The sequence below is a fragment of the Bradyrhizobium sp. MOS001 genome (genome assembly GCF_004634465.1).
GTDB classification, from domain to species: domain Bacteria; phylum Pseudomonadota; class Alphaproteobacteria; order Rhizobiales; family Xanthobacteraceae; genus Bradyrhizobium; species Bradyrhizobium barranii.
Genome location: NZ_SPVJ01000042.1, coordinates 46,285 through 68,827, shown reverse-complemented (window position 1 = coordinate 68,827; position 22,543 = coordinate 46,285). Strand labels below are relative to the sequence as shown.

General features: G+C 56.7%; 19 protein-coding genes and 1 pseudogene. 12 read left to right on the top strand and 8 right to left on the bottom strand.

The annotated features are described in order from the left end of the window. Nucleotides 1-125, top strand: a pseudogene (locus CT676_RS45525) (ABC transporter substrate-binding protein); the annotation flags it as partial. Between the two features lie 1,390 nt (nucleotides 126-1,515). Here CT676_RS45525 and CT676_RS34090 read toward each other — a convergent pair. Next, nucleotides 1,516-4,209 carry an MMPL family transporter gene (locus tag CT676_RS34090; protein ID WP_244623352.1) on the bottom strand — a complete coding sequence of 898 codons (2,694 nt, stop codon included), beginning with the start codon at nucleotides 4,207-4,209 and terminating at the stop codon, nucleotides 1,516-1,518. A 437-nt stretch (nucleotides 4,210-4,646) separates the two neighbouring features. After that, nucleotides 4,647-4,871, bottom strand: a complete 225-nt coding sequence (locus CT676_RS34085; protein ID WP_135216292.1) for a hypothetical protein — start codon at nucleotides 4,869-4,871, stop codon at nucleotides 4,647-4,649. Nucleotides 4,872-5,284: 413 nt separating this feature from the next. On the opposite strand from CT676_RS34085, the gene CT676_RS34080 reads away from it, so the two are divergent. The 3 genes from CT676_RS34080 to CT676_RS34070 all read left to right on the top strand — a co-directional run bounded on the left by CT676_RS34080 (nucleotide 5,285) and on the right by CT676_RS34070 (nucleotide 8,432). Then, complete coding sequence (locus CT676_RS34080) at nucleotides 5,285-5,968, top strand: sensor histidine kinase (protein ID WP_135216291.1); 684 nt, start codon at nucleotides 5,285-5,287, stop codon at nucleotides 5,966-5,968. 498 nt (nucleotides 5,969-6,466) lie between these two features. Continuing rightward, a complete protein-coding gene (locus CT676_RS34075) occupies nucleotides 6,467-7,603 on the top strand; it encodes an oxalate decarboxylase family bicupin (RefSeq protein WP_135216290.1) in 1,137 nt (378 codons plus the stop codon). Between the two features lie 223 nt (nucleotides 7,604-7,826). Further along, nucleotides 7,827-8,432 carry a YoaK family protein gene (locus tag CT676_RS34070; RefSeq protein ID WP_167768249.1) on the top strand — a complete coding sequence of 202 codons (606 nt, stop codon included), beginning with the start codon at nucleotides 7,827-7,829 and terminating at the stop codon, nucleotides 8,430-8,432. A 189-nt stretch (nucleotides 8,433-8,621) separates the two neighbouring features. Here the strand turns inward: CT676_RS34070 and CT676_RS34065 are convergent, their stop codons facing one another. Further along, nucleotides 8,622-9,179, bottom strand: coding sequence for a DUF488 domain-containing protein (locus CT676_RS34065; protein ID WP_135216288.1), 558 nt, complete (start codon nucleotides 9,177-9,179; stop codon nucleotides 8,622-8,624). Nucleotides 9,180-9,381: 202 nt separating this feature from the next. Between CT676_RS34065 and CT676_RS34060 the strand changes: the two genes are divergently transcribed. Both CT676_RS34060 and crcB read left to right on the top strand, forming a co-directional pair. Beyond that, complete coding sequence (locus tag CT676_RS34060; protein WP_135216287.1) at nucleotides 9,382-9,597, top strand: DUF2945 domain-containing protein; 216 nt, start codon at nucleotides 9,382-9,384, stop codon at nucleotides 9,595-9,597. A gap of 187 nt (nucleotides 9,598-9,784) precedes the next feature. Beyond that, on the top strand, nucleotides 9,785-10,171 hold the full coding sequence (crcB, locus tag CT676_RS34055; protein WP_135216286.1) for a fluoride efflux transporter CrcB: 387 nt from the start codon (nucleotides 9,785-9,787) through the stop codon (nucleotides 10,169-10,171). A gap of 126 nt (nucleotides 10,172-10,297) precedes the next feature. Here crcB and CT676_RS34050 read toward each other — a convergent pair whose 3' ends face one another. The 5 genes from CT676_RS34050 to CT676_RS34030 all read right to left on the bottom strand — a co-directional run bounded on the left by CT676_RS34050 (nucleotide 10,298) and on the right by CT676_RS34030 (nucleotide 17,283). Then, nucleotides 10,298-12,292, bottom strand: coding sequence for a PAS domain-containing protein (locus CT676_RS34050; RefSeq protein ID WP_135216285.1), 1,995 nt, complete (start codon nucleotides 12,290-12,292; stop codon nucleotides 10,298-10,300). Nucleotides 12,293-12,998: 706 nt separating this feature from the next. Then, entirely contained in the window at nucleotides 12,999-13,394 is a 396-nt protein-coding gene (locus tag CT676_RS34045) for a DUF488 family protein (protein ID WP_135216284.1), read from the bottom strand. 131 nt (nucleotides 13,395-13,525) lie between these two features. Continuing rightward, on the bottom strand, nucleotides 13,526-14,512 hold the full coding sequence (locus CT676_RS34040) for a catalase family peroxidase (RefSeq protein WP_167768248.1): 987 nt from the start codon (nucleotides 14,510-14,512) through the stop codon (nucleotides 13,526-13,528). Between the two features lie 278 nt (nucleotides 14,513-14,790). After that, nucleotides 14,791-16,020, bottom strand: a complete 1,230-nt coding sequence (locus tag CT676_RS34035) for an MFS transporter (RefSeq protein ID WP_167768247.1) — start codon at nucleotides 16,018-16,020, stop codon at nucleotides 14,791-14,793. A gap of 102 nt (nucleotides 16,021-16,122) precedes the next feature. After that, the gene (locus tag CT676_RS34030) at nucleotides 16,123-17,283 is read right to left on the bottom strand and encodes an NAD-dependent formate dehydrogenase (RefSeq protein WP_135216281.1); all 1,161 of its coding nucleotides are present in this window, start codon (nucleotides 17,281-17,283) and stop codon (nucleotides 16,123-16,125) included. A gap of 450 nt (nucleotides 17,284-17,733) precedes the next feature. Between CT676_RS34030 and CT676_RS34025 the strand changes: the two genes are divergently transcribed. From CT676_RS34025 to CT676_RS34000, 6 genes are all read left to right on the top strand, one after another. Further along, nucleotides 17,734-18,063: a hypothetical protein gene (locus CT676_RS34025; RefSeq protein WP_135216280.1), complete on the top strand. Its 330-nt coding sequence runs from the start codon at nucleotides 17,734-17,736 to the stop codon at nucleotides 18,061-18,063. Between the two features lie 185 nt (nucleotides 18,064-18,248). Next, entirely contained in the window at nucleotides 18,249-18,512 is a 264-nt protein-coding gene (locus tag CT676_RS34020) for a hypothetical protein (protein ID WP_135216279.1), read from the top strand. Beyond that, nucleotides 18,499-18,732, top strand: coding sequence for a hypothetical protein (locus CT676_RS34015; protein WP_135216278.1), 234 nt, complete (start codon nucleotides 18,499-18,501; stop codon nucleotides 18,730-18,732). The genes CT676_RS34020 and CT676_RS34015 overlap by 14 nt, the downstream gene beginning before the upstream one ends. A 226-nt stretch (nucleotides 18,733-18,958) precedes the next feature. After that, nucleotides 18,959-20,389: an MFS transporter gene (locus tag CT676_RS34010; protein WP_167768246.1), complete on the top strand. Its 1,431-nt coding sequence runs from the start codon at nucleotides 18,959-18,961 to the stop codon at nucleotides 20,387-20,389. A 135-nt stretch (nucleotides 20,390-20,524) separates the two neighbouring features. Next, a complete protein-coding gene (locus tag CT676_RS34005) occupies nucleotides 20,525-21,523 on the top strand; it encodes a quinone oxidoreductase (protein ID WP_135216276.1) in 999 nt (332 codons plus the stop codon). 184 nt (nucleotides 21,524-21,707) lie between these two features. Next, nucleotides 21,708-22,157 (top strand): nuclear transport factor 2 family protein, encoded by a 450-nt coding sequence (locus CT676_RS34000; RefSeq protein ID WP_135216275.1) that lies wholly within the window; start codon nucleotides 21,708-21,710, stop codon nucleotides 22,155-22,157. Nucleotides 22,158-22,543 lie beyond the last annotated feature (386 nt).

Sequence of the window (22,543 nt, the reverse complement as noted above, 5' to 3'; positions counted from 1 at the left end):
ACTACCTCAAAGCGGTCAAGGCGGCAGGCACGCTGGATGGTCCGACCGTCGCCGCCAGGATGCGCGATATGCCAGTGAACGATTTCATGACGAAAAACGACCGAATCCGCGAGGACGGCCGGCTGGGTGACTCTTTTTAGGGAAGGATTCCGCTTCAGCGTCAAGCGCGTAGGATGATCGAATGCGGAGCAGGGTGCACTGGCGACCGAACCGGTCGCGATTGACTACATTTCCGTCAAGCTCGGTTCCAACACCCGCCAAACGTGGCCCGCCTCATCGGCCGGGAAATTTGGAGTGAAGGATTCGATTACAAGAGCGGCGTGCCACCGCCCCCTCGCTTTGCCAAAAAGTGGGAATTGAGGTACACTTGGTCGGTACACACAACCAATCGGGTTGTCCGGAAGTCGCTGAGATTTATGCGGTTTTCGACGTGATCTGGAGAGGGGCTGAGAATCCCTCCCTCTCCGCCGTATGACCGAGAAAGTCGCCAAACCCCTGCAAAAAAGGGCCTTTCGCAGAGCCGGGGTTCGGTTCTGTGTAACACCTTTGTGGAGCACCTCATCGAGCCAGGCAGAAGGCCTGGTTTTGCGTTTCAAGCGCTCCAGCCGACGGGTTAGAGCACAGGGTCTTCATTGATAGGGACGTCTCGAGCACTCCGGCCTGCATGGAAGAAGTCGAGCGACTTCTCTCGACGCGCTTCGACAGCGACTCCTTTTAGGGCTATGGAAAGCGATTTGTGGATGTCGCTAGGTGTGCGGCCGGCATGCCGCTCGTCGTTCCGCACCCGTCGGCGGAGCGGTCATACTCACCCGAGATTGAACTTGCGGTCCGCATTCACCTAGGGCGACGCTTAGCGTAATCTCCGGCGCTCCTATCGGAAGATGCCCTCGTCTGGCTCCTTGCGCTACCGGACGTCTATCTGCGGACTGCGGCTGTCCGATGTTTCGCGGAGTTTGTAGCTTTCTGGCACCTGCGCTTCCGCACTAAGTTCCCCACCGGCTTCGGGGTTGCGAGTTCCGGCAACATCGACCTTCACTACGAGGCCGCGAGCGGCGCCTCCAGCTTTCCAGTGTCGGGGCCGCACGAAGCCTACCCCGATGTTGAGAAGACCTCTCTCGAGCCACCGAGGCTTGTCGCACCAGTGGTATTCAGGAAACGCGAGTCTCCTCGATCAACCGGTGTTGCCCAACGCGTGGACACCGGTGGCGACGAGCAATTGGATGGCTGGGAGTGGCAAGATTGGACTTGGCGACGTGCCCGCTTAGCGCGATCGAAAAGCGCAAACTCCGGCGCTCCGCTCCGATACGGACGAGTACCCGCCTCGTCGTAAGAAAGGGCGAAACGAAACGCATGCGAGAACGCTCGACGGCACGAACCGCCGGAAACCCTCGGAGCCATTTCCACCGATGGGGCCGTCCGTCTACCGTCTCCAAACGCCCCATCGTGTCGCCGAGAAGCCAGGACAGGCCGAGCGAAGCAGACCATCGCATAAATTTCGTGCCTATCGGATCATTCCTACTCTGCTGCGTCAGGCATAGCGTCAACATTGTTGCGCACCCCGGCCTTCACTTGGCGCGGCGGCCCCATGAGAAGGGGCTGGAACAGGACTGCAGCGGCCATCGTACAAATCAGTGCGAGTGCCATCATCTTGCCCATGCTCGACATCCCGGGTGAGTTTGATGCCCACATGCTCCCGAAGGCTATAGCGGTGGTCATAGCGCTAAAAACAACCGCACGGGTGAGGCTGGACTGCAGCAGATCCGTCTTACCCTCGCGCCACGCAAGGACATAGTAGATCTTGAATGCCACGCCCACACCCAGCAGCAGGGGAAGGGCAATGATGTTGGCAAAATTGATAGCGGTATGCGTCAGCGTAGCGAGCTCCAATGTAACGGTGCCGGCCAGTAATAAGGGCGTCAGCGTAAGCAGTACATCTGCGACCTTGCGCAGCGAAATGAGCAAGAGCACCGAGATGGCTGTGAATGCCAGAGCTCCCGCTTGTATGAACGATTGAACTACGGTGCGGCCGGATTCGTATAGGTTGATCGCAGGTCCTGTGGCGGAAGGTTCTACCGACAAGACCGAGGTAGCGAAACGACGAAGCACGCCAAGCTTACCTACATCGCCCTTGGGCAGCACCTCGACTCTCGCGCGACCGTCGGACAGAAGCCAGTTGCGAACGAGATCGAGGGGCAGGTTTGCGGCCGTTATGACCTGTGGCTCGAGACTGCTGCGCAATAGACGTAGATCGAAGCTTAGAGATGGAACGAATGCGCTCGCAGCCCGCTCGCGCGATGCGATGTCAGCCTGAGCGAGGCGAGTCAACAGCTCAGAAAACTGGCGTGCAGCGTTCGCGCCGGATCCCGATGCCGTCCCGATCGCCCTAGAAAGCGCCGCGACGGTCGTCTGAATCGCGTCGGTAATATCCCTGTCGGATGGCGCCGCTTGATGCGGCTGATCGAGCGCCTGGCGCAGCCCCGATGCCGCCGACTTGATAGCGTCGATCTTCTGGCCTTGTTCACTCGGAACAAAGCTACTGAGTGTCAAAGTTTGCGCGACATCGGGCAGAGAGGCCAGGCGATGGGAGATCCTGTCTGCTTCGTCCAGCGACACGGCGACCACATCAGCATCTGTTCCGTTCGTCAGAGAGCTGCCTTGGAGCTCGCGATAGGTGATGACCGACGGAGCGTTCGGATCTTGGAGATTAATCGGATTGAAGTCAAAGGGGAGATGCGCCAATACGGGCACTCCCGCTAACGCGGCGAGGACCGTGCCGGCCACGATCACAAGACGGTGCCGCTGGAGAAAGTGATCTAACGGAGCCAGCTCCTTGAAGCCGATTGGAGCAGGCTCAACGGGAGGCTGCAGGATGGCCAACATCGCCGGAACTACCGTAATGGCGCACAGAAAGGCCACTAGCATTCCGCAGCCAGCGATCAGCCCGAGTTCAAACAGGCCAGCATAATTAGTCGGTAAAAACGAAAAGAACGCAGCAGCGGTAGCTGCGGCGGCGAGCGAGAGCGGAATCGCAACCGCGCGGGCGGCTGCACATAGAGCCTGGTGCAGATCGGGGCATTTGTATCGTTCGGAGCGATAGCGAACGGTGAACTGAATGCCGAAGTCGACGCCGAGCCCCACGAACAAAACAAAGAAGGCGATCGAGATAAGGTTGAAAGCCCCGATCATCACCAGCCCAAGCGCGGCCGTCGCCGAAAGACCAACGATCACGCTTGCAAAGACGGCCATGACAATCTTCCACGAATGAAGCGCCAGCCAAAGGATAATCAAAGTGCCTAACAGCGCAGTCAGAGTATCGCGCACCGCGCTATTTTGGATCACTGAGAACTGGTCATCATTCATGGGAACGGCGCCGGTTAGCTGCACTGCGGCGCCAAACGCCGATTGCAGTTTTAACCGAGCCGCAGATTGCCTGATGGCGGATGTCGCCCTGCTTCCCGGCCGAAGATCGGAAAAGTTCAATATTGGCTCGACCTCGATGAAACGGCGGAGCTGACTCGCGGATGGCTTTGCGCCTTGTACCAAGGCTTGCCATGAGAACGGTGTAACCTTGCCATCGATCGCGTCGCGCAACGGGGCGGTCGCGAGAAAAACCGGCCATTCAAGCTCGTCGAGGCTTATGCTGCCACTAGAGACCCCACTAGCTGCAAGAGCGAGCGCGTTCATAACGCCGCGCAAGCTTGGATCAGAGGCAAGTGTCTGGATCAGAGGCGTCCCGTTTGACAAACTGTTGAGGGATTGCGTGACCCTGATCAAAGGCTCGAAGAGAAGCGCGTTTTTCTCGAAGAACTCGCCGCCTCCGACCCGAGCCACCCTTAGAAATAGATCCGGATGCTGTGAAAGCTCTGCTTGAAGCGCAGTCGTGGCTTGTTCGACACCCTCTGTCGTCGCTGCGGTGACCACGACGAGTATACCGCTTTGGGGGAATGCGTTAGTATAGCTCGCCGCGCGCTGGCGCCAGGGGAGGTCACGTGAAATGAGCTTCTCGGTATCCGTGTCGATCGAAAAGTGAGTAGCGCTGTAGTAAAGAGAGGCGGCAGCGAGAAGCACGCTATAAGCAACAACCAGCCATGCCCGTCGCGCGCAAAAGTCCACAGTTCGTACAATCACCGATGTTACCATTGTTGTCATGCCTCTCGGAGATGGCTCATTGCCGCTGCCTTGGGCTTCGCTTGTGGCGGTCGGCAGCACTCTTGTGTCTTTCGAGAACAAGGTAGCCACGGTTCGTGGACTGGTCTTTCTTCCGTGCCATTTCGAATTCTGATTCGAACGGGCGTATCGTTAGTCCGTGTATGCCGCAGGCGAGCCCCCACTCTGATTCGGCAGAGAGTGTGCGTCCAAAAATGCGGGCCGTCCCGGGAGGGGACGGCCCAGTATGGCTCGATTAGGGAGGAGGGTTCGAGCCGTAAAGGCACCGGGGTAAGCTCTATAAAGATCACTCTACGAAACGGTATCAGCGACGCATTTCGAGAAGCGACGAATCATTGTGTAATTGCGTAATCCTTGTTGTGCAGACATCGCTACGCGCCTAGCGCGTCAGTGCGAGCGCTGCAGGCGTAGCTAACATCGCGCTACCTGTTCTGTCGTCCACGACCAGGGAATCGATCAAGACACCTTGAAAGGCGACCTTAGTAAGTCCGTCCGATCGGCTCGCACGGCGGCTTCCGGTATGGAGCAGAGGCGTAAGCTCCTTCGTCAGGAGCCCGAACAGCGCAGCGGTGCTTACGGGCGGAAGCCGCGGCGTAGGCGTTATCCACTTTGGTCAAGCCGGCCTTTTTGTCGCGGGCCATAGCCGGAGCGGCAATCATGGCTGCCAGGATCAATTCGGCCGGCATCAGTTTGAGCATCGTCATGTATCTCTCCGTTTACTGGACGAAATCAGGAGGGCCCCAACCTCCCGGAGAGAGATGCGCGTGATCTCAGTCGACGCATAGAGCTGTTCGAACGGCAATTGTTGATATTGCACGACAGAGCAGGATAGCCGGTGTAGTCGGATCACCGCGATCATTCTGCCCGGTGTCGACCCGAATTCTCATAGATCGATCGGCTCGAAGAATAAGCCATAAGGCAGATCGCAGCCGTGCAATTGCAAAATCGTCGTCCTACCCTCGAAAGAGGGGCCGAGCTCCGACCACTATGCTCCAGCAGCGGCTTTGAGCTGCGACACGATGCCGGAGCGAAGCAGGATCGCGTCGCAAGAAGGTCGATAAGCGACAGGCAATTCGGTAACCCACTTTCGGCGAAGCTCAAGATAAGAAGTGGCGAGATGTCAAACAACATGAACATGATGAGCGCGGTTCAAGAACCCAGCATTGAACACATATTACTGCGCGAAATGTCGCATCGAATGAACAACGAGCTTTCGTCCGCGATTGGCGTTATCGCGGTCGCCGCGGCCCGGAGTGAGAACGACGAGGCGCGTGCAACATTAATTGCCGTCCAGAACCAATTGCAAAACTACGCTGGAGTTCATCACTCGTTGGCGATGCCGGAGTATGACACCGCGATTGAGTTGAACGCCTATCTTCATAGGCTGTGCAAGGCTATCAGTCGATCCAAACTCGAAGGCTGTGGGATTGAGTTATCTCTGTCTCTTTATCCCGTCCGGATGTCGTCGGGTCGATGTTGGCTCCTTGGCATGATCGTCTTCGAATTAGTCACAAACGCAGCCCGCCACGCATTCTCCGGTCGGTCTGGAGCTATTCACCTTGAATTGCTCACGAATGGAAAACTGGTTGAATGCCGCGTCACTGACAATGGCAGATCAAATACAGAAGTAATGCCAGGATGCGGTCTGAAAATCGTTGAAGCGCTGGCGAGACACTTGTCGGGTACGGTCAGTGTGCATTCTGGAAATGGTGGAACGACATCGATCGTTCTTATTCCCGAGGGAGTCTGGAGCGGCAGACGGACCGATTACGACATAGACATTACAAGATCGGGAAATTAGCTCTTACTTACGATAGCTGCTGGACCGTTCTAGGATCGCGGGTTCAGTGCATGCAAGACCGCGGCGTTGACCATGTGATCGTCGCGTCCCGCAAGGAGGGCTTAAGCGTGGGTCGATGAGCGTGAGGTTAGCGGATCCCGGCACGTTTGCGGGCTATGAAGGTTTAGGGCGCCGCCGTTTCCCGCTCGATGCGTTTCGTGCCCTTTCGCAGAGATTCATCGATGCGAAAGCACACTACCACAAAGCGCACTTCACTGAGCAGAGTGGATTCGTGGGGAAGCGCGAAATGCGCTGCTCTTAATTTGCGGAATCGGACTGTCACGCCTTATCGAAAAAATCATCGCATCAAATGCGCGATTGCCCGCGCCGTTCGAATTCACACGCGGGCGTGCGAAGGGAAAAGTGAGTCGGAATCGGTGGTGATAATATCGCGGGACATAAATCGTCCAACCATCGGCTCGCGAGAATGATTCTTGCGCAAAATGAATAGGATCGGAAATGGTGTCATCTAGCAATCCAGAACCCATTATCGGTAAGTTCGGCGCTAACGATCCGGGACCACGCAACGTGGAGCTCGATCGTCAGAACCCGGATATTCTGACGCCGCCGAGAACTGACAATGGCTCGATTCCAAACCTGAAGTTCTCCTTCGGTATGGCACATAATCGGCTAGAGGTCGGCGGGTGGGCTCGCGAAGTCACGGTCCGTGACTTGCCTGCGGCGACCGGGTTGGCCGGCGTCGACACGCGGCTTGCTTCGGGGGTCGTCCGGGAGATGCATTGGCACAAGGAAGCCGAATGGGGGTACGTGCTCGATGGGCGCTGCCGAGTAACCGTGGTAGATGCTGAGAGGAACGTCTATATCGACGACCTCAAAGCGGGCGATATCTGGCTCTTCCCTTCCGGGATCCCACATTCGATTCAAGCTCTTGAGGAGGGATGCGAGTTCCTTCTGGTCTTCAATGACGGAAAATTCTCGGAGAACGAGACGTTACTCCTGACCGAAGTCATGGCGCATATGCCCAGGGATGTCGTCGCTAAGAACTTTTGCATTCCAGCCGAGCACTTCGCGAATCTTCCACCGAAGGAGAAGTATATCTTTCCGCTTCCAGTCCCTGCACCGATCGGTGAGGTCCTTGCAAAGCTACCCAAGCAGCGACCGCCCATGCCGTTCACTGTCCACGGCGATGAGTTTACCGCCCACCAATGGGACGGTGGCAAGACCACGATCATCGACGTCAGGAACTTTCCGGTTACCAACATGGCCGCGTTGATCATCGAGCTGGAGCCGGGAGCAATGCGGGAAATTCACTGGCATCCGAATGCTGACGAGTGGCAGTACTATATCGAGGGCGAAGCGCGGATGACGGTCTTTGATGCGACGTCCAAGGCGCGCACTTTCAACTATTCAGCTGGTGACGTCGGCTACGTGCCCAGAACGCTGGCCCACTACATCGAGAACATCGGAACAACGAAGGTCCGGCTACTGAACGTGTTCAACGATCCGGAATTCAAGGACGTCGCGCTCAATCAGTGGCTCGCATTGACGCCGCCAGATTTGGTCCGTGGACACCTCGATCTCGATGATATTGCCATGGCGGCCCTGAATCCAAATGCGCGAGCCGTCGTCCGCTGATAAGCGTCCTGACTCCCGCTTGCGCGTGAAAATCACTCGCGCAAGCGGGCTCCACAGCAATTTGGGCATCGGCTTACAAGAGCTCATGAAGAGATGGCTTTGTCGCGCGAAACCGACGAATGGAACCAATCAAGGGCCGATAGGGCGATTGCCATTCCATGAGCGGCACTTAACCACATTCCCGGAGAGCCCTGCTTGGAACGTGCTTATTCAGGCGACGCTAATGACGGCACTCGCCGGGTTCGTCGACGCCGTCGGATACACGGCAATGGGCCACCTCTATCTCTCGTTCATGAGCGGAAACAGCACGCAATTCGGCATGGCTGTCGCTGGTGGCAATGCGCATGTGGTCGGCTGGGCCGGCGCGGTTATCGCCACTTTCCTGCTCGGTGCCTTCATCGGCTCTCTGATTCATGCGGCCGAAGGAGAGATCGGGATGCCGCTCGTGCTTGTCTGCGAGTTCGTTTGTCTCATATCGGCCTGGAGCCTCAACGGAGTGATCGCCCAAAATTGCGCGCTGCTCTTCGTCGCCGTTGCCATGGGCATGCAGAACTCCCTTCACAAGGCGGTTGCTGGAGCCTCAACGGGCAAGAGCTTTATAACCGGGGCTCTGTTCGGAACCGGCGACGCGTTGGCACGAGCCTGCCTCGGGCGCGCCCACTTTGCGGAGGCTGCAGCTAATGCGATTTCCTGGCTGGCGTTCGTCGCCGGCGTGACCAACGGCGCGATCAGCGTCGGCGCCTTCGGGATTGGCCCAGCGCTTTTGGGGGCGGCTGGCTTCGTGGTCCTACTCATGATCCTGTCGATCTTGTGGAGGCGACGAAGGTAAGCACAAGGCGATCCGAGGAGCGTTGCGCACAATGCAGGAGCGTTTCAGTCGAAGCGATCAGACCAACCGGCGTTGCTGCGTGGCGCCGCGCAACCGTCTCAGATGTAATCTAGCCGGAACTGCAAAGAGGTTCCGGGTCAAGATGCGCGCGGCGTCGTCGGAGTAGCTTTCAGCTCAAACTCTCTGCACTCATTCTACATGAGGCTCGACCTGGGGGTAGACGAGCGATGCGCCGTCCTTGCGTGCCGCAGTGTTCATCCTGGCGACCTCAACCCGCGCCGTGCCCATCAGGTGGAAGACATCTCGTCCATCACGAAGAAGGTAATCGGCGACGAACCGTCGGTGACAACGCCACCAAACGGCTTCTGAGCACATGATTGCGCATCGCCGCTCGAGGCTTAGCTCCTCGAGTTGCGATAGACCCCTGCGGAATTCATCAGAGAGCGCATAATCGGCATAGTTGTGAAAGCTCGGGTTGATCCAGAAACCATTAACTTGGGGAGGCACCGTTTTTGATCTCGTCCGCAGGCCGCCGAGTTCCTCTATCCGGGTATATCCGATCTGCCACCGCGAAAGCGCATCAGGCAGGGTGTCGATATTGAACTGGGGGTTGGCTCGCGATCGCGGCATCTTGCGGATGTCGACCACCATCTCGATCGCACCGACTTTCAATAGCTCGACGAAGTCGACGATGCTCCGCGTCGAGTGACCGATAGTGTAGATTGGACTGGTCTCGGCCTGGATCATGCAATTTCACAAAGCGAGGCATCAGCAGTAACTCGGTCCGCTACAATAGTGTAATCGCTGTGGTGCCGTTCCAAGATAACACAACTTCGCCGAGATAATCGCAAGTTATAGAGCGAGTCCCGCCGGGATTCGAAATTGTTTGACGCGGTGGAAGTCGGCCATCGAGATGGGTTTGATGTAATCGACTACAGGGAAAACTACGATGACTGAGCGATTTAAGATTGGAGACCGGGTCCGGTGGAATTCGGAGGCAGGGCATGTCAGCGGCACGATCATCCGGATACATGTCACCGATTTCGACTACAAGGGCCACACGCATCACGCGAGCTCAGTATCGCCGCAGTACGAGATCAAAAGTAGCACGACAGACCATATTGCCGCTCATAAAGGGTCGGCGCTTACCAAATTAGATGACTGACGTTCAAGTGCAGCAACTGTGTACGCAATCTAATGGTGAACATATCTGGCACTCGCGAATGAGTTCAAGCCGTCTCCGCAAAAACGTGCACTCGTGGCAGGAAACGTTGTAACCCGAAAGATGGCTTGATTTGCAGTAGTTATCACATAGCCGCTTTTCACGCGATTAGCGCAAAAGGCCGTGTGCAATGACCCCTTCGTTCATTTTTTCCGTAGCCCTTGGTGGTGCGATCGGGTCGGTCGCGAGATACCTTGTCGGAGCCGCCGTCACTAAGATATTGGGCAATCACTTCCCTTGGGGTACGTTGATGATCAACGTCACCGGGTCCTTTCTGATCGGGCTGTTCATTGCTCTATTTGCGATGGATCGGCATCTCCCGCAGGCGCTGCGCCTCTTTCTGGTCGTAGGAGTCTGCGGTGGTTACACCACATTTTCGACGTTCTCACTCGACAGCTACTCCCTGATCGAAAGGGGTGAAGCTGTGGCGGCCGGGACCTACATGTTTGGCTCAGTTGCTCTCTCCGTGGGCTCTCTAATCGCCGCGATGTTGGTCGTGCGGGCTCTGCCAAATTAGCTGAAGGTACGAGTGTCGAGATGATCCATAGCTCACATTGGTCGCTCGCAATCTCGCATGCATTCGGCCAGCGCCCGTCTCAAAACCATTCCTCCGGGGTGAGCTGGCGCGCCCCATCCTTACCAATCAGGCTCCGACAACGGGAATAGTAAAATGAAACGCGCTGCCGCGAGATGAATTGTCCGTGGCCCAAATGCGACCGCCGTGCGCGTCAACTATCGATCGGCAGATCGAGAGACCCATGCCCATCCCCTGGGGCTTAGTTGTAAAGAACGCCTCGAATATTCCCGCGCGATTTGCGGAATCGAGCCCGGTGCCCGTATCTGAGATTGACACTTGAGCTCGGCTATCTACCAGTTCGGTGGTGACGCCCAATATTCGCGGAACGTTGAGTGTCGCTTCCATCGATTCAATGGCGTTCCTGAATAAATTAAGGATCACCTGCTGAAACTGAACCTGAGTACCTATCACGAGAGGTAAATCAGGAAGCAATCCGATGCTTAGTGCAATGTTCTGCCTAAGGAGTTCGCTCTGGATAAGGGCGACAACGTCTTGAATCGACTTGTTGATGTCAAATTGGGTGACATCTTGGCCGGACTTCCGCGATAGGGTACGAATACTTCTTACGATATCAGCAGCCCGCTGACCACTTTCCACTATGCGCTCAGCAGCCTCTTGGGCTTTGCCGATGTCAGGGGGACCGTGCGACAGCCATTGCAAGCATGTCTCCGCATTGGTTACGATCGCCATGAGCGGTTGGTTCACCTCATGAGCGATAGATGCGGCAAATTCGCCCATCGTCGTCAATCGGCTGATCCGGGTTAGATCTGCTTGTGCGTTTCGCAACGCTTCTTCACTGCGTCTCAGGTCTTCGATATCGGTATTTGAGCCATACCACTTGACGACGTTTCCCTTCTCGTCACGAAGGACATCTACGCGCATCAAAAATCGTCGAAATTCGCCGTCAAAGCGGCGAAAGCGCGCCTCAGCTTCGCCGGTCCCCCCGGACGCTTGGATTTCTTGCCATTTTTTGAGGTAAAGATCCGCATCATCGGGGTGTACAGATTTTTGCCATCCCCAGCCTCGCGCCTCTTCCGCTGTAACGCCCGCGTATTCGAGCCAGCGGCGATTCTGAAATTCCGTAGATCCATCTGGAATCGCCCACCAGACCTGCGTGGGTATAGCGTCGATTGCCGCGCGCATTTGGACTTCTGATCGTTTCAAATCCTCTAGCGCATTGGTCAGTAAAGCGCGAGACAGATCGCCTTCTATTGCTGCAACCGCCAAATGCGCTGCTGACTCGAGTAGCCGAAGGTCGCTGGCATTGGAGTCTCGTGGTTCGGTATAATAGTTACAAAACGTTCCAAGAAGCTTTCCGCTATCGGAAATTAATGGACGAGACCATGCTGATCGCAGGCCATTGCTCATCGCAAGATCGCGATGCTCAGACCATAAGGGGTCGGAGGCAATATCCGAAACGACAATCAACTTCCGCAGATGGGCTGCCGTTCCGCATGAACAGGAGGCAGGCCCAATACTCAGCGTCATCAAGAAAGCAATCCACTGTTCTGAAAGTCTATTGCCGGCGGCGAAACGCAATGAGTTATCGTTGTCGTCGAACAGAAGTATCGATGAGATTGTCTTGACGGAGCGTGACTCAATGGCGCGGCAGATGTTCTCCAAAATGGTAGCCAGGCTCTTGCCCTCAGCTAACATTTCGAGTGAGCGTCGTTCCGCTGCCAATAAATATTCCTCGCGCTTCAAATCCTCGATTTCGATATTCGTCCCGTACCAACCGCGGATTAAACCTTCTTCGTTCTTGAGGAGCGCTACTCGAATCAGAAACCAGCGATACTCCGAATCGAAGCGCTGAAGACGCGCCTCGATTTCACCTGCCTGCCCAGTTGTTAGTAAGTCCGCCCAAAAGTCATCGACCCGATTTACATCCTCCGAATGGATCGAGCTGCGCCAACCCAGTCTCACGGAATCGTGGAATGAACGACCTGTAAAGTTAAGCCACTGCTGGTTGATGAATTCCGTCGTGCCGTCGCGCCGACAAGCCCAAGCCATCATGGGAAGGTTGTCGACCACCAGTCTGAAATTATTGTCCGTGATATCCATCTAGTTCAGCTTTCGCCAGGATTGGTTCGTGCGCCGGGATTGATATGCTAGTTCAGAGTTCATAGTTCTGCCAGCTCACGGCTCAGCCAGTACTACGTCTTGTAGGACGACAAAATCGATCCCGCGCCCGGCGTCGTGTTGGTTTAGTCAAGCCCCGTTGCAACCGTGGATCGACGGAGTGGTAGGCGAGAAGAGCATCTCGTCATCCCCGCGGTGTGCGGAACGGTGTTCGCTCCCGGAGAAGGAAGAGCCTATATTTTAGGCTCGGCAGAAAGGTCCTTGCCGCAGAGATCTCTTATCAAATCTAATCACGACTGCATGCCACCAGGCATTGAAGTGTCTCCGAGTTCAGTGAGGTACAGAGCTGACGGGATCGGGTCCGCTGTCTTACCGTCAGATGGAGATACTACGGGTTTGACGTGCAAGTTTTGGTTTGCGAGGCGCGTGCCGGACCTCGCCAATCTGACGATGCAGGCGTCGGTAGCGGGGGACAGGCCGGGAAGGCCAGATGTGGAGGAAGTTGGCAATCGACGAGACCTGTCGTTACCGTTTAAGTCGACGTGGTAGATTGAAACGGAGACAGTCCTCTACCTGAAGAAGACTTGTCGGCTAATGCGAGCAGAAATCCTGAAATTGTTTTCTGATATTTGTTTTGTGCAGATTGGCTTGAGCAAAGCTTCAAGAACCCTCTGCTAGAGTCAGATATTTAGGATAAATGTTTCGCTGCCAGTTTCCTCGCCATTGGCTTCTTCTTTCGTGCCTTTATGAGAAAGCCCGCTAGAATCGACGCATGGTTCACAGTGGTGTCGCGGGCCGCATATAGCAACGTGGCCTTGCGGTCCCCGATCGCCTTGAGAACCTCCGTCACGGCCGGGTTGGATTTCAGCTCGTCCCGATAGCGTTGCTTGAACTCAGTGAATCGATCCGCACGATGATCGAACCAAACCCTCAACGAAGGAGTTGGCGCGATGTCTTTGCTCCAGAGGTCGATGGAGGCTTCCTCCTTCTGCAGACCGCGTGGCCATAAGCGATCTACCAAGATTCGCTTGCCGTCGTCGGGTGCACGCGGCTCGTAAACCCGCTTGATCACAATTGACGCCATGCCCAATCCCTTCCGCGGGACGTATGCGGCCTGCGGGGGACCGCTGCACCCGTGGCCGAAATCCACCTATGCGAGACTACGCAACCGAAGTTGCCATGGGCAAGATTGCGCTGCCCGCGAACAGTGCTATCTCACCTGCGCTCGTCATATGAGATCGGATACGCAACCTCACGAACGGCGAGCATTGGATCGGCAGCTTCAATGCCTGGCGGGAACGTTGCGGGCATGAACAGCAAACTTCTGCTCGCCTCTTGCTGGTCGGGCACCAGGCACTCTATGCTGATCGTCCCAAGCTTCGCCGTGGCTCGACTTTCGGGCCATGCGATAGACGGATCTTCAATCTCGTCGTCGGCCGTTGCAAGTTGAGCGTACCAATCGAATCGAATCGGTGCCGTTGCAATCCGTGTAGCAATTTCTTCGGAAAGATAATTCGGCCCCATCGACTTGCGAGTTGCCTCGTCGAGGTAATGCTCTCCAGCCTCGGGAACGAAACGATAGCGTACAAACGTCCGTTCGTTCGCTTCATTCAGGAAAGCTACCGAGTTGACGCCAAAATATGCGGTGGTGGCATAGCTCTCGGGCGGCGGCTCCTGCGTTGTAAGGAACCGTTTGGCGATAGCATGACTCTCGAGATATTTGTCCAAAGGCGTCGGCTTTGGAACGCCAGCTCCGCTGGAAGCGATGCTCCGCAATAGAATTCCAAACTCCTGCGCTGTCGAAACCGGAAAGCCGTTAAAGCTGTGACTGACGATGTCCAGGCTTTCGAACCCGCCGGTACCTAACTTGATAGCTAAGCCGCGCGGATTGGCGTCGATGATATTGTCCGGAATATTCGGAATGCCGGTGAAGTTCGAGAATCTGATTATCACCGGAATTGCCGGGCCAGAAAACAATGCGGCTTTGCTGAGAGTCCGTGCAGTTTCCGAGGGCAGGAAGTTGCCGGTCAATATGATGCCTTTGGCATGAACAGCTCGAGCTCGGTGTCTTCCAAAGGCCAGGCGAAGGTCATCGACCAACTGCGCAGCCTGAGCGGCAAGAGCGGTTGGCGGTTGAAGCAAGGGGTTGGCAGGTTCTACTTGTCGTCCGCTGAGAGTTTCTGACTTCGAATTTGTCGACACGGTCTGCTCTCCATCGAATGAGTTATGTTGTTCTAGCCGGACGATCGCCATGTTCAGAGAAAGGGGAAGCGTCTAGGCACTAATCGATGCCATGGTGCGCCATGCCTCAAGGCTGGTATTGCAGTTCCACAGGGGCGATGTTGCAATCGCACGCTGCCTTCAAAGTCAGCGAAAGTCTGCTCTCATTGAATGGCGTGCACGACTACCGGGCTGAAGTCTTCGAAAGCTTCCATATATTCCGGTGGCTGGCTGACAGAGGTCCCGCGTATCCGATGCAATCAGATCGCCTGCGGGCAACGGTGCGCGAAAAAGGCGCCGACGCCAGCGGCGGCAATGCAAGCGGCCGCTCCGACACCCAGAGCGAGGCGTGGACTCACCGCATCGATCGCGCCGATGATGGATGCCCCCACGGGGGTAGATCCTATAAAAGCGGTAGACCAAAGCGCCATGACACGTCCTCGGTACTCAGGCGACGCCGCCAACTGGATCGTGCTATTGCCGGTCGTCAGAAACAGAATGCTGGCAAAGCCCACCATAAGAAGAAACGATAGTGCCGAGGAAACATTAGAGGTGAACGCGGTTGCCAGCATCGCTGCTGCGTAAAAAACCGCTATCCAGCTCAGTCGCTTCAGACCGGTTGCCGGCCGCCACATCGCGTAGAAGCCGCCGGCGACCGAGCCGGCGCCAAAGGCGCCAATGAGCCAGCTATAGGTCGTGGATGTCCCGTCGAGTGAGACACGGGCGAAAAGTGGGAGGCTGACCTCGAATTCGTAAGTGAGGGTACCAATCAACGCCATCATTGCGATTGGACCGATGATCTCTGGCACCGTCAACGCGTATCGAAATCCCTCGAAAAGTTGACCTCTCGCGGCTTTCGCTGGCTTCACTGGGTGAAGTTCGGAAAGGGTCATCGTCGTAAGCGCGAACAGCACGGCTCCAAAGCTCGCCGCGTTGGTGAGAAAACACCAGCCAATTCCAACACTGGCGATCAGTCCGGCGGCCACCATCGGCCCGAGGGCGCGGCCGACGTTGACGAACGTGCTGTTCAAGGTGACCGCGCTTCGGACATACTCTTTGCTGACCATCTCCGGAATGAAGGCTTGGCGGGCTGGATTGTCCAACGCTGAAAGCGTGCCGAACGCAAGCGCAAGCAGGTACACGAACCCGATACTGATTGTATTCGTGAGCACGAGAACGGCCTGGATGACCGACAAAACTGCAAGAGAGAATGCCGTTCCTAGGAGAATGCGCCTCTTGCTGTACCGATCGACGAGGAGACCCGCATAGGGCGTCAGCAGTAAGACGGGAAGATAGCGAATCGCCGTGACGAATCCGACGCCGGTTGCTGAATTCGTGAGCTGCAGGACTAATATGGCCTGGGCGACCGTCTCGGTCCAAGAGCCGATCAGACTGATGCCCTGGCCCAGCACGAAACGACGAAAGTTCGGCACGGCCAGAGCTGAAAATCGACCTGCTGGCTTCAGGGTGCTTTGCAAGGAGGCTGCCATTATCGCGGATCTCTTTCGAAGCCCCGCGCCGGTATGTGGCCGCGCGCACAGGAACCCCGCAATTGATAAGGGATCACCCGGCATTGCTTTTGTCGGAGCTATTCAGCTCAATCCATATGATTTTGCGCCGACTCCAGCCAGTCGCCCCCCATCGACGATGAGGTATTCGGGGCGGATCGGACGGTTCTCGAGAAAGCATTGGAGTATCTCGAGCGTGCCGGCCGCGTAGCGCGCCTGCGCGGACAGGGAGCTGCCGGAGATATGTGGTGTCATTCCTTGATGAGGCATGTGACGCCATGGGTGGTCAGATGGAGCAGGCTGCGGAAACCAGACGTCTCCGGCATATCCGGCCAACCTACCGGATTCCATGGCGCGTACGACTGCATCGCGGTCGCATAAGTCGCCGCGCGCGCAGTTGATGAGATAAGCGCCGCGCTTCATCAACGCGAACATTGCGTCGTCGAACATGTGCCTCGTCTTCGGGTAAAGTGGAACCTGGAGATTGAGCACGTCACAGGCCTTGGCGATGGACTGGGGCGTGTCGTGATAGGTGAGACCGAGCTCCGCTTCGATATCTTGCGGTAAGCGATGCCGCTGGTTGTAATGCAAATGAACGCCGAACGGCTTAAGCCGGCGCAAAACCGCAAGACCGATGCGGCCTGCCCCGATTGTTCCAAAGTGCATACCTTCGAGGTCGTAGCTCCTGCTGACGCAATCCGCGATGTTCCATCCTCCGCTGACTGCATAGTCATGTGATGGGAGGTAATTTCGGACCAGAGCGAGCACCGACATGACGACGTGCTCGGCCACGCTTATGCTGTTGGAGAATGTCTGCTCGGCCACCGTGATTCCTCGCTCGGAGGCGGATCTTAGATCGACGTGGTCGGACCCAATGCCGGCTGTCAGCGCAAGCTTTAGATTTCTGGCCTTTGCGATTCGCTCGGGCGTCAAGTATGCGGGATAGAATGGCTGGGAGATGACGACGTGTGCATCGGCCAGATTCCGCTCGAAAGCAGAGTTTGACCCATCCTTGTCACTGGTCACCACAAACTCGTGTCCATGGCTTTCCAGATATCCGCGTAACCCCAATTCTCCCGAAACGCAGCCGACCAGTGCGCCCCGCTTGAAGCCGGGCGTCCCACGCGGCGTCGGAAGTGTCTGACCGTCCGGATAGCTGCTGATGACGGGTATGTCGTCGCGAGCGTACTGTGGCGGATAGCCGGTCGAGGGATCGGGATAGAGGACACAAAGAATCTTGGACATGGGATCGCCTCGCGCCTTAGAACTGCGACGATGAGAGTGTAGGTAGTGGTGGTGGCGGTCTTCATCAATCAAACGGCTTCATAATTATCATGCGATCCTGCAAAGATACGCGGACAGAATATCTCCGGAAAGTTCTAGCGAATCCGTAGGCCTGAGACGTCTCGGAAGAAAGCCGTGCTGCGCAGCAATCCGTCGTGCTTAGTAGGTAGATGAGCGTGCGCCAGCCGCATACTTTTCGCAGCGAAATAGCTCCGAATACGGCGGGTGGTACGGACGAGTCCGATGAGATATGTCGCTGCGGCTCGAATAGCGCTGACCCTATTGCTGACGTCACAATGCATGCACAGGCAGGACCATCCGTCTTTGTGTGCCCGGAGACGATCGAGGGTACGACAACCGAGAAACGGGCCGAAATCCACAAATTACTTCTTACTTCCGTCAGGAAACGCAATGAACGATCTCGCGCGCTTGAATGCGAGCATCGACGGCCTCCGGCGCCTCGGTTTATCACAGACGCTGATCGTCGATCACCTGATCGGAGCCTACTGCCCAACCGTCGCCAAGGACAATTCGCTTTCCGACGCCGAGAAGACCGCGAAGGTTCGCCGGTTCGCAAGCCGAATTACCGTCCTCGTCCACCGGGAAGAGGATATCTCCGAGATACTACTTTACGTTCCTTTGAAGCCGTCCGTCGTAGATGCAGTGAACGCAAAAGCGCAGGCGAGCGGCCTATCCGTGGAGAGATGGCTTTCAAGGACGATCGAGGCCGCAGCGCAGTAGGACGAAGCAGTTGGTCGGTCAAGGTCGCTTTTCGATCGTGCGAGCGCAAAATTTTCAGCACTGTTCAAATAGATCGACGCCAAGGAGGGCGACTAAGTTTGCTGGCAAGCCAGCCGATCCGAGGCTGGGGCGCCACCTGTTCCGGACGGCGATAGCAAAGGCACGGACGATAATGGAGAATTCCGATGAGCAATAAAGCCGTAACGGTCGCTGTGTTCGTGTCCCACACGCTGGCCGAAGACGCAGTGAGGAAACTGGCGATCGCAAGCGTTGACATGAAGTCGATTTCGATTATCGGCAAGGATTACCACAGCGAAGAGAATCCCGTCGAATATTACAACGCGGGAGATCGAGCAAAGATTTTTAGGAAGATACGGTGCCGTCTTTCCGGTTTTCAGCCACCTGGTAATTCTTGGGCCGCTCGCATCTATGGTTGTGAGTACTCTTGAAGGTGGGATTATCGGTGGCGCCGCGGGTGCTCTCGCGGGCGCGCTCAGCGCGCTCAGCGCGATCGGCGTGCCGCAAAATTCGGTCCTGCGTTACGAAACGGCTTTGAAAGCGGACAACTTCGTCGTTACCGCGCAAGGCACACCGGAACAGGCGGAGAAGGCACGGGAGGCTCTTGAGCCCACGGCCGAGGCTGAAGTGTCGACGTTCTCGCCCAAATGAGGATCGAGCTAAAGTTCGGCGGTTGACAGCTCCGGACGTTGCATAAACGTCCAAAGCGAGTTCGGCCGCAGGCTCCAGCGGTGGGCGCGTTAGGCACCTGCATCATGACGCACTTCTGATCTGCGATGAGCTGTTGGGATCTGCTGGGCGGCACGCATCGTAGCGAGACCTAACGGGCAAGCAGTCAGGAGTGTGCAGGGGCATGGCGGAGGATCGAGGCGAACCAATGCTGACCGAACGGCATTTTCAAGCCACGACGCCCACACAAGAACGCCGCGTCTGGCTAGTCGTTGCAACGGCTTGTGTTGGCGCTTTCATGGGTCAAATGGACGCGAGCGTTACGCAGCTGATTCTGCCTGTCCTGGAGCATGACTATCGCGCGAGCGTCGATCAGGTCAGCTGGGTCTCTGTTATTTACCTCCTGATTGCCGCCGTGCTGCTCCCCGTGTTCGGACGCCTCTCGGACATCTATGGACGCAAGATGTTCTATCTCTGCGGCTTTGCCGTCTTCGTGCTAGGGTCAGCGCTGAGTGGGTTGGCCCCCAACCTTGGTCTTCTGATCTGCGCACGCGCTTTACAGGGGATAGGATCGGCCATCCTGGGCGCGAATAGCGTAGCGATCATTGTCTCCGTCGCGGGCGAGAGACTCCGGGGACGTGCGCTAGGCATTCAGGCCGCTGTTCAGGCGGTGGGGTTGTGCACCGGACCAGCGGTTGGAGGCATCATCGTTTCGGAGCTGAATTGGCGCTGGGTGTTCTGGATAAACGTTCCAATCGGTATTGCGGGTGCATTAGCGGCGGCGCTGGTGATCCCTCAGTCTGGGGGAAACGCCAGTGGCGAGCGCTTTGACCGATGGGGTGCTGTGCTGCTCACCCCCGCACTTGGCGCCTTTGTCTTCGCGGTCAACCAGGTTGGCGCGTGGGGGCTGGCTTCGCCGGCAGTTTTGATGGCCGCCGTTCTAGCGGGTGTGCTGTTGGCTGTGTTTGCTTGGTGGGAGGCCGGAAATCCATCTCCGCTGATTTCGCTTGCCTTGTTCCGTAATGCGTCATTCGCATTGGGCAATATTGTCGGGATGATGGCAAACGCGGTTCTGTTTGGCGTTTTCTTCCTGATACCATTCACATTGGAGCGCGCTTTTCGGGATACGCCGCTTTCGGCGGGGTTTCGTCTGACGCTCGTCCCTCTTATGCTGGCCGTGGTCGGTCCGGTAAGTGGGACGTTAGCGGACCAACTTGGCGCTCACATTCTCTGCTCGGCGGGCATGTTGACGGCCGCCGGGGGGCTAGGGCTCCTCTACATCGCGCTCGATCCCAGTTCACCGAGCCTAGAGATGTTGACCGTTGCGCTGGGCATTTTTGGTGTCGGTCTAGGGATCTTCTTGGCTCCGAACAACAGTGCAATTATGGGCAGCGCGCCTCCGTCTGAAGTCGGCGAGGCCGGCAGTGTGATGAACGTCGTGCGAGCCCTGGGTATGAGCATCGGCATTGCTTTTACGTCGACCATCCTTGCTTCGCAGATCGCCGGTGGTGCTGCTGGCGTTCAGACGATCGGCCTTGCACCGAGGGAGATGAGCGAAGCCGCGCGGGTTGTCGTAGCTGTCTTCTGTGGCCTTTCACTGTTGGCTTCCGGTGTGTCGGTTTTGCGCTCAAACAGGTGAAGCGCGGAGTCTTCCAGGCCGTCGTGGCCTAATCGTGCATTCCCACAATCAATTTTCTATTCGTCAAAGAAGTCGGAAAGACTTCGTTTTATTCTTTCGGTGGATTAGTGCGTTGAGCAACAGGACCGTTGAATAATGAGAGCAATTGTTATCGATGAACACGGCGGCGCCAACGTACTCCGATTGCGGACATTACCAGCGCGGAAACCCGGCCCCGATCAGGTCCTGGTAGATGTGGTCGCCGCCGGCGTGAACTACATGGATGTAGGTACCCGCGAAGGATACGCCCGCGGAAACACGACGTTACCATTGACGCTCGGCGTCGAGGGGGCCGGCACGATTGTCGCAATGGGAAGCGAAGTAGATGGCTTGAACGTGGGAGACCGCGTCGCTTGGTACTTCGTCTGGGGGAGCTATGCTGAGCAAATCGTAGCACCTGCCAGTGCTCTCGTCCCTCTGCCTGATGAAATCGGCTTCGAGACTGCGGCGGCCTTGATGATGCAGGGTCTGACTGCGAGCCATCTGGTCTTTGAAACCTACGCCATGAGGCCAGGACACACCGCGCTCGTTCATTCTGCCGCGGGAGGCGTTGGCCTATTGCTCACGCAGATGATCAAACAGCTTGGCGGCAAGGTTATTGGCCGGGTGTCCAGTCCAGACAAGGTCGAGGTCGTTCAATCAGCGGGAGCGGACGCCGTCATCACTTCGACAACACACGAGTTCGCGGACGACGTACTTCTTCTCACAGCCGGTGACGGCGTTCAGGTCGTATATGATGGGTCTGGCGCCGATACATTTTGGGGCTCGGTCGCCGCACTCGGCTATCATGGCGTCTTGGCGTACTACGGCCCGCTATTCAATCCGCTAAATCCGATTGATCTAACCGATCTGCCCAAGAGCATTCATGTCACCTATCCGATCGTGATGCACCACGTCAGGACGCGGACCGCCCTGTTGAAGCGATCGGCGCAATTGTTCGATTGGGTCCGCAATGGAAAGCTCAAGGTTCGGATTGGCGGTCGCTACACATTGGCAGATGCTGCGCGGGCGCACCAGGACTTGCAATCTCGGCGTACGGTCGGAAAGTTGCTTTTGCTGCCGCACGCGCGAGAGGGGCGGCAAGAGACGGCATGAAGAAGATAAGTTTCTTCCTCGAACGTTGTCGGAATTTAGTCCCAGGACCGTAGACGCGAACCGTACGGGTTGGCAAGGCGGATGCTCGGGAATTTCGTTTTCCGGGTTCGGTAGCGGCCGAGAATGCCCGAGGGTCGAAGCAAGGGTGGCAAGCCACGTCAAAGACATCAGCAGGAGAGTACAGATGATTACGTTTGAAGTGTCCGAAATAATACGAACGAAGAAAGCGCAATACTGCAGGTTCGTCGACACGAAACAGTGGGATGGACTCAGCCGCTTGATACTGCCGGATGCGAAGTTCATCTTCTTCGGCGTTGATGGTGGAATTCTGCACGAATTCGACTCACTTCAGACGTGGATCGAGTTAACGGCCGCGACGCTCGACGGCGCCCATACGAGTCACCGGGTGAGCAATTCCGAGCTGACGCTGCTTTCGAAAGGGCAAGTTGCCGCGATTTGGGCGATGGAGGACTATCTGCTTTTGCGGGCGAAGGACGGCAACCCAGCTCAGACGATGCGAGGTTACGGGCACTATCACGAGATATGGAAGCAGTGGGACAGCGACTGGTTTTTGGCGAAACTTGAACTGACGCGCACAATCCTAGAGTTCAAGGCTGCTGCAAGATCCAACTGAGCACGCTCGACTACGAAGCAGATGTCGGGGTAGTCAAGAACCATCATAAACCAGACAGCGGTCTGAATATCGTTGGCATAAAAGACTTCTGGCGCCGCGCCAATGAGACGTCCAGATCGAACCATAGTGATGACCGGGCTCTCTGCTGACGTGCGGGCCAGCTGATAGGTGAGAAGAGGAAGCTGCTGCCGAAGTGTGAGCCACTGCGGACGCGACCGGTGCGACTTGCGCTGACAACGTGACACCCAGAAGCTACCGCGGTTATCGCGGCCCGCCGTCATCCAGCGGCGGAGATTCATGCCACTCGCGGCACAACGATGAGGCCCGCACCGGGGCGAAGCGCTTGCGCGCTTCTAGGCGCAGTTCGATGCACAAAAGAGCGCCCA

Coding starts and splice junctions, on each gene's coding strand:
- CT676_RS34030 (WP_135216281.1), bottom strand. CDS start 17,283: ATGTCCAAGATTCTTTGTGTCCTCTATCCCGATCCCTCGACCGGCTAT.
- CT676_RS34070 (WP_167768249.1), top strand. CDS start 7,827: ATGACGGCACTCGCCGGGTTCGTCGACGCCGTCGGATACACGGCAATG.
- CT676_RS34080 (WP_135216291.1), top strand. CDS start 5,285: ATGTCAAACAACATGAACATGATGAGCGCGGTTCAAGAACCCAGCATT.
- CT676_RS34025 (WP_135216280.1), top strand. CDS start 17,734: ATGAACGATCTCGCGCGCTTGAATGCGAGCATCGACGGCCTCCGGCGC.
- CT676_RS34060 (WP_135216287.1), top strand. CDS start 9,382: ATGACTGAGCGATTTAAGATTGGAGACCGGGTCCGGTGGAATTCGGAG.
- CT676_RS34045 (WP_135216284.1), bottom strand. CDS start 13,394: ATGGCGTCAATTGTGATCAAGCGGGTTTACGAGCCGCGTGCACCCGAC.
- CT676_RS34050 (WP_135216285.1), bottom strand. CDS start 12,292: ATGGATATCACGGACAATAATTTCAGACTGGTGGTCGACAACCTTCCC.
- CT676_RS34075 (WP_135216290.1), top strand. CDS start 6,467: ATGGTGTCATCTAGCAATCCAGAACCCATTATCGGTAAGTTCGGCGCT.
- crcB (WP_135216286.1), top strand. CDS start 9,785: ATGACCCCTTCGTTCATTTTTTCCGTAGCCCTTGGTGGTGCGATCGGG.
- CT676_RS34010 (WP_167768246.1), top strand. CDS start 18,959: ATGCTGACCGAACGGCATTTTCAAGCCACGACGCCCACACAAGAACGC.
- CT676_RS34005 (WP_135216276.1), top strand. CDS start 20,525: ATGAGAGCAATTGTTATCGATGAACACGGCGGCGCCAACGTACTCCGA.
- CT676_RS34000 (WP_135216275.1), top strand. CDS start 21,708: ATGATTACGTTTGAAGTGTCCGAAATAATACGAACGAAGAAAGCGCAA.
- CT676_RS34035 (WP_167768247.1), bottom strand. CDS start 16,020: ATGGCAGCCTCCTTGCAAAGCACCCTGAAGCCAGCAGGTCGATTTTCA.
- CT676_RS34085 (WP_135216292.1), bottom strand. CDS start 4,871: ATGACGATGCTCAAACTGATGCCGGCCGAATTGATCCTGGCAGCCATG.
- CT676_RS34065 (WP_135216288.1), bottom strand. CDS start 9,179: ATGATCCAGGCCGAGACCAGTCCAATCTACACTATCGGTCACTCGACG.
- CT676_RS34020 (WP_135216279.1), top strand. CDS start 18,249: ATGAGCAATAAAGCCGTAACGGTCGCTGTGTTCGTGTCCCACACGCTG.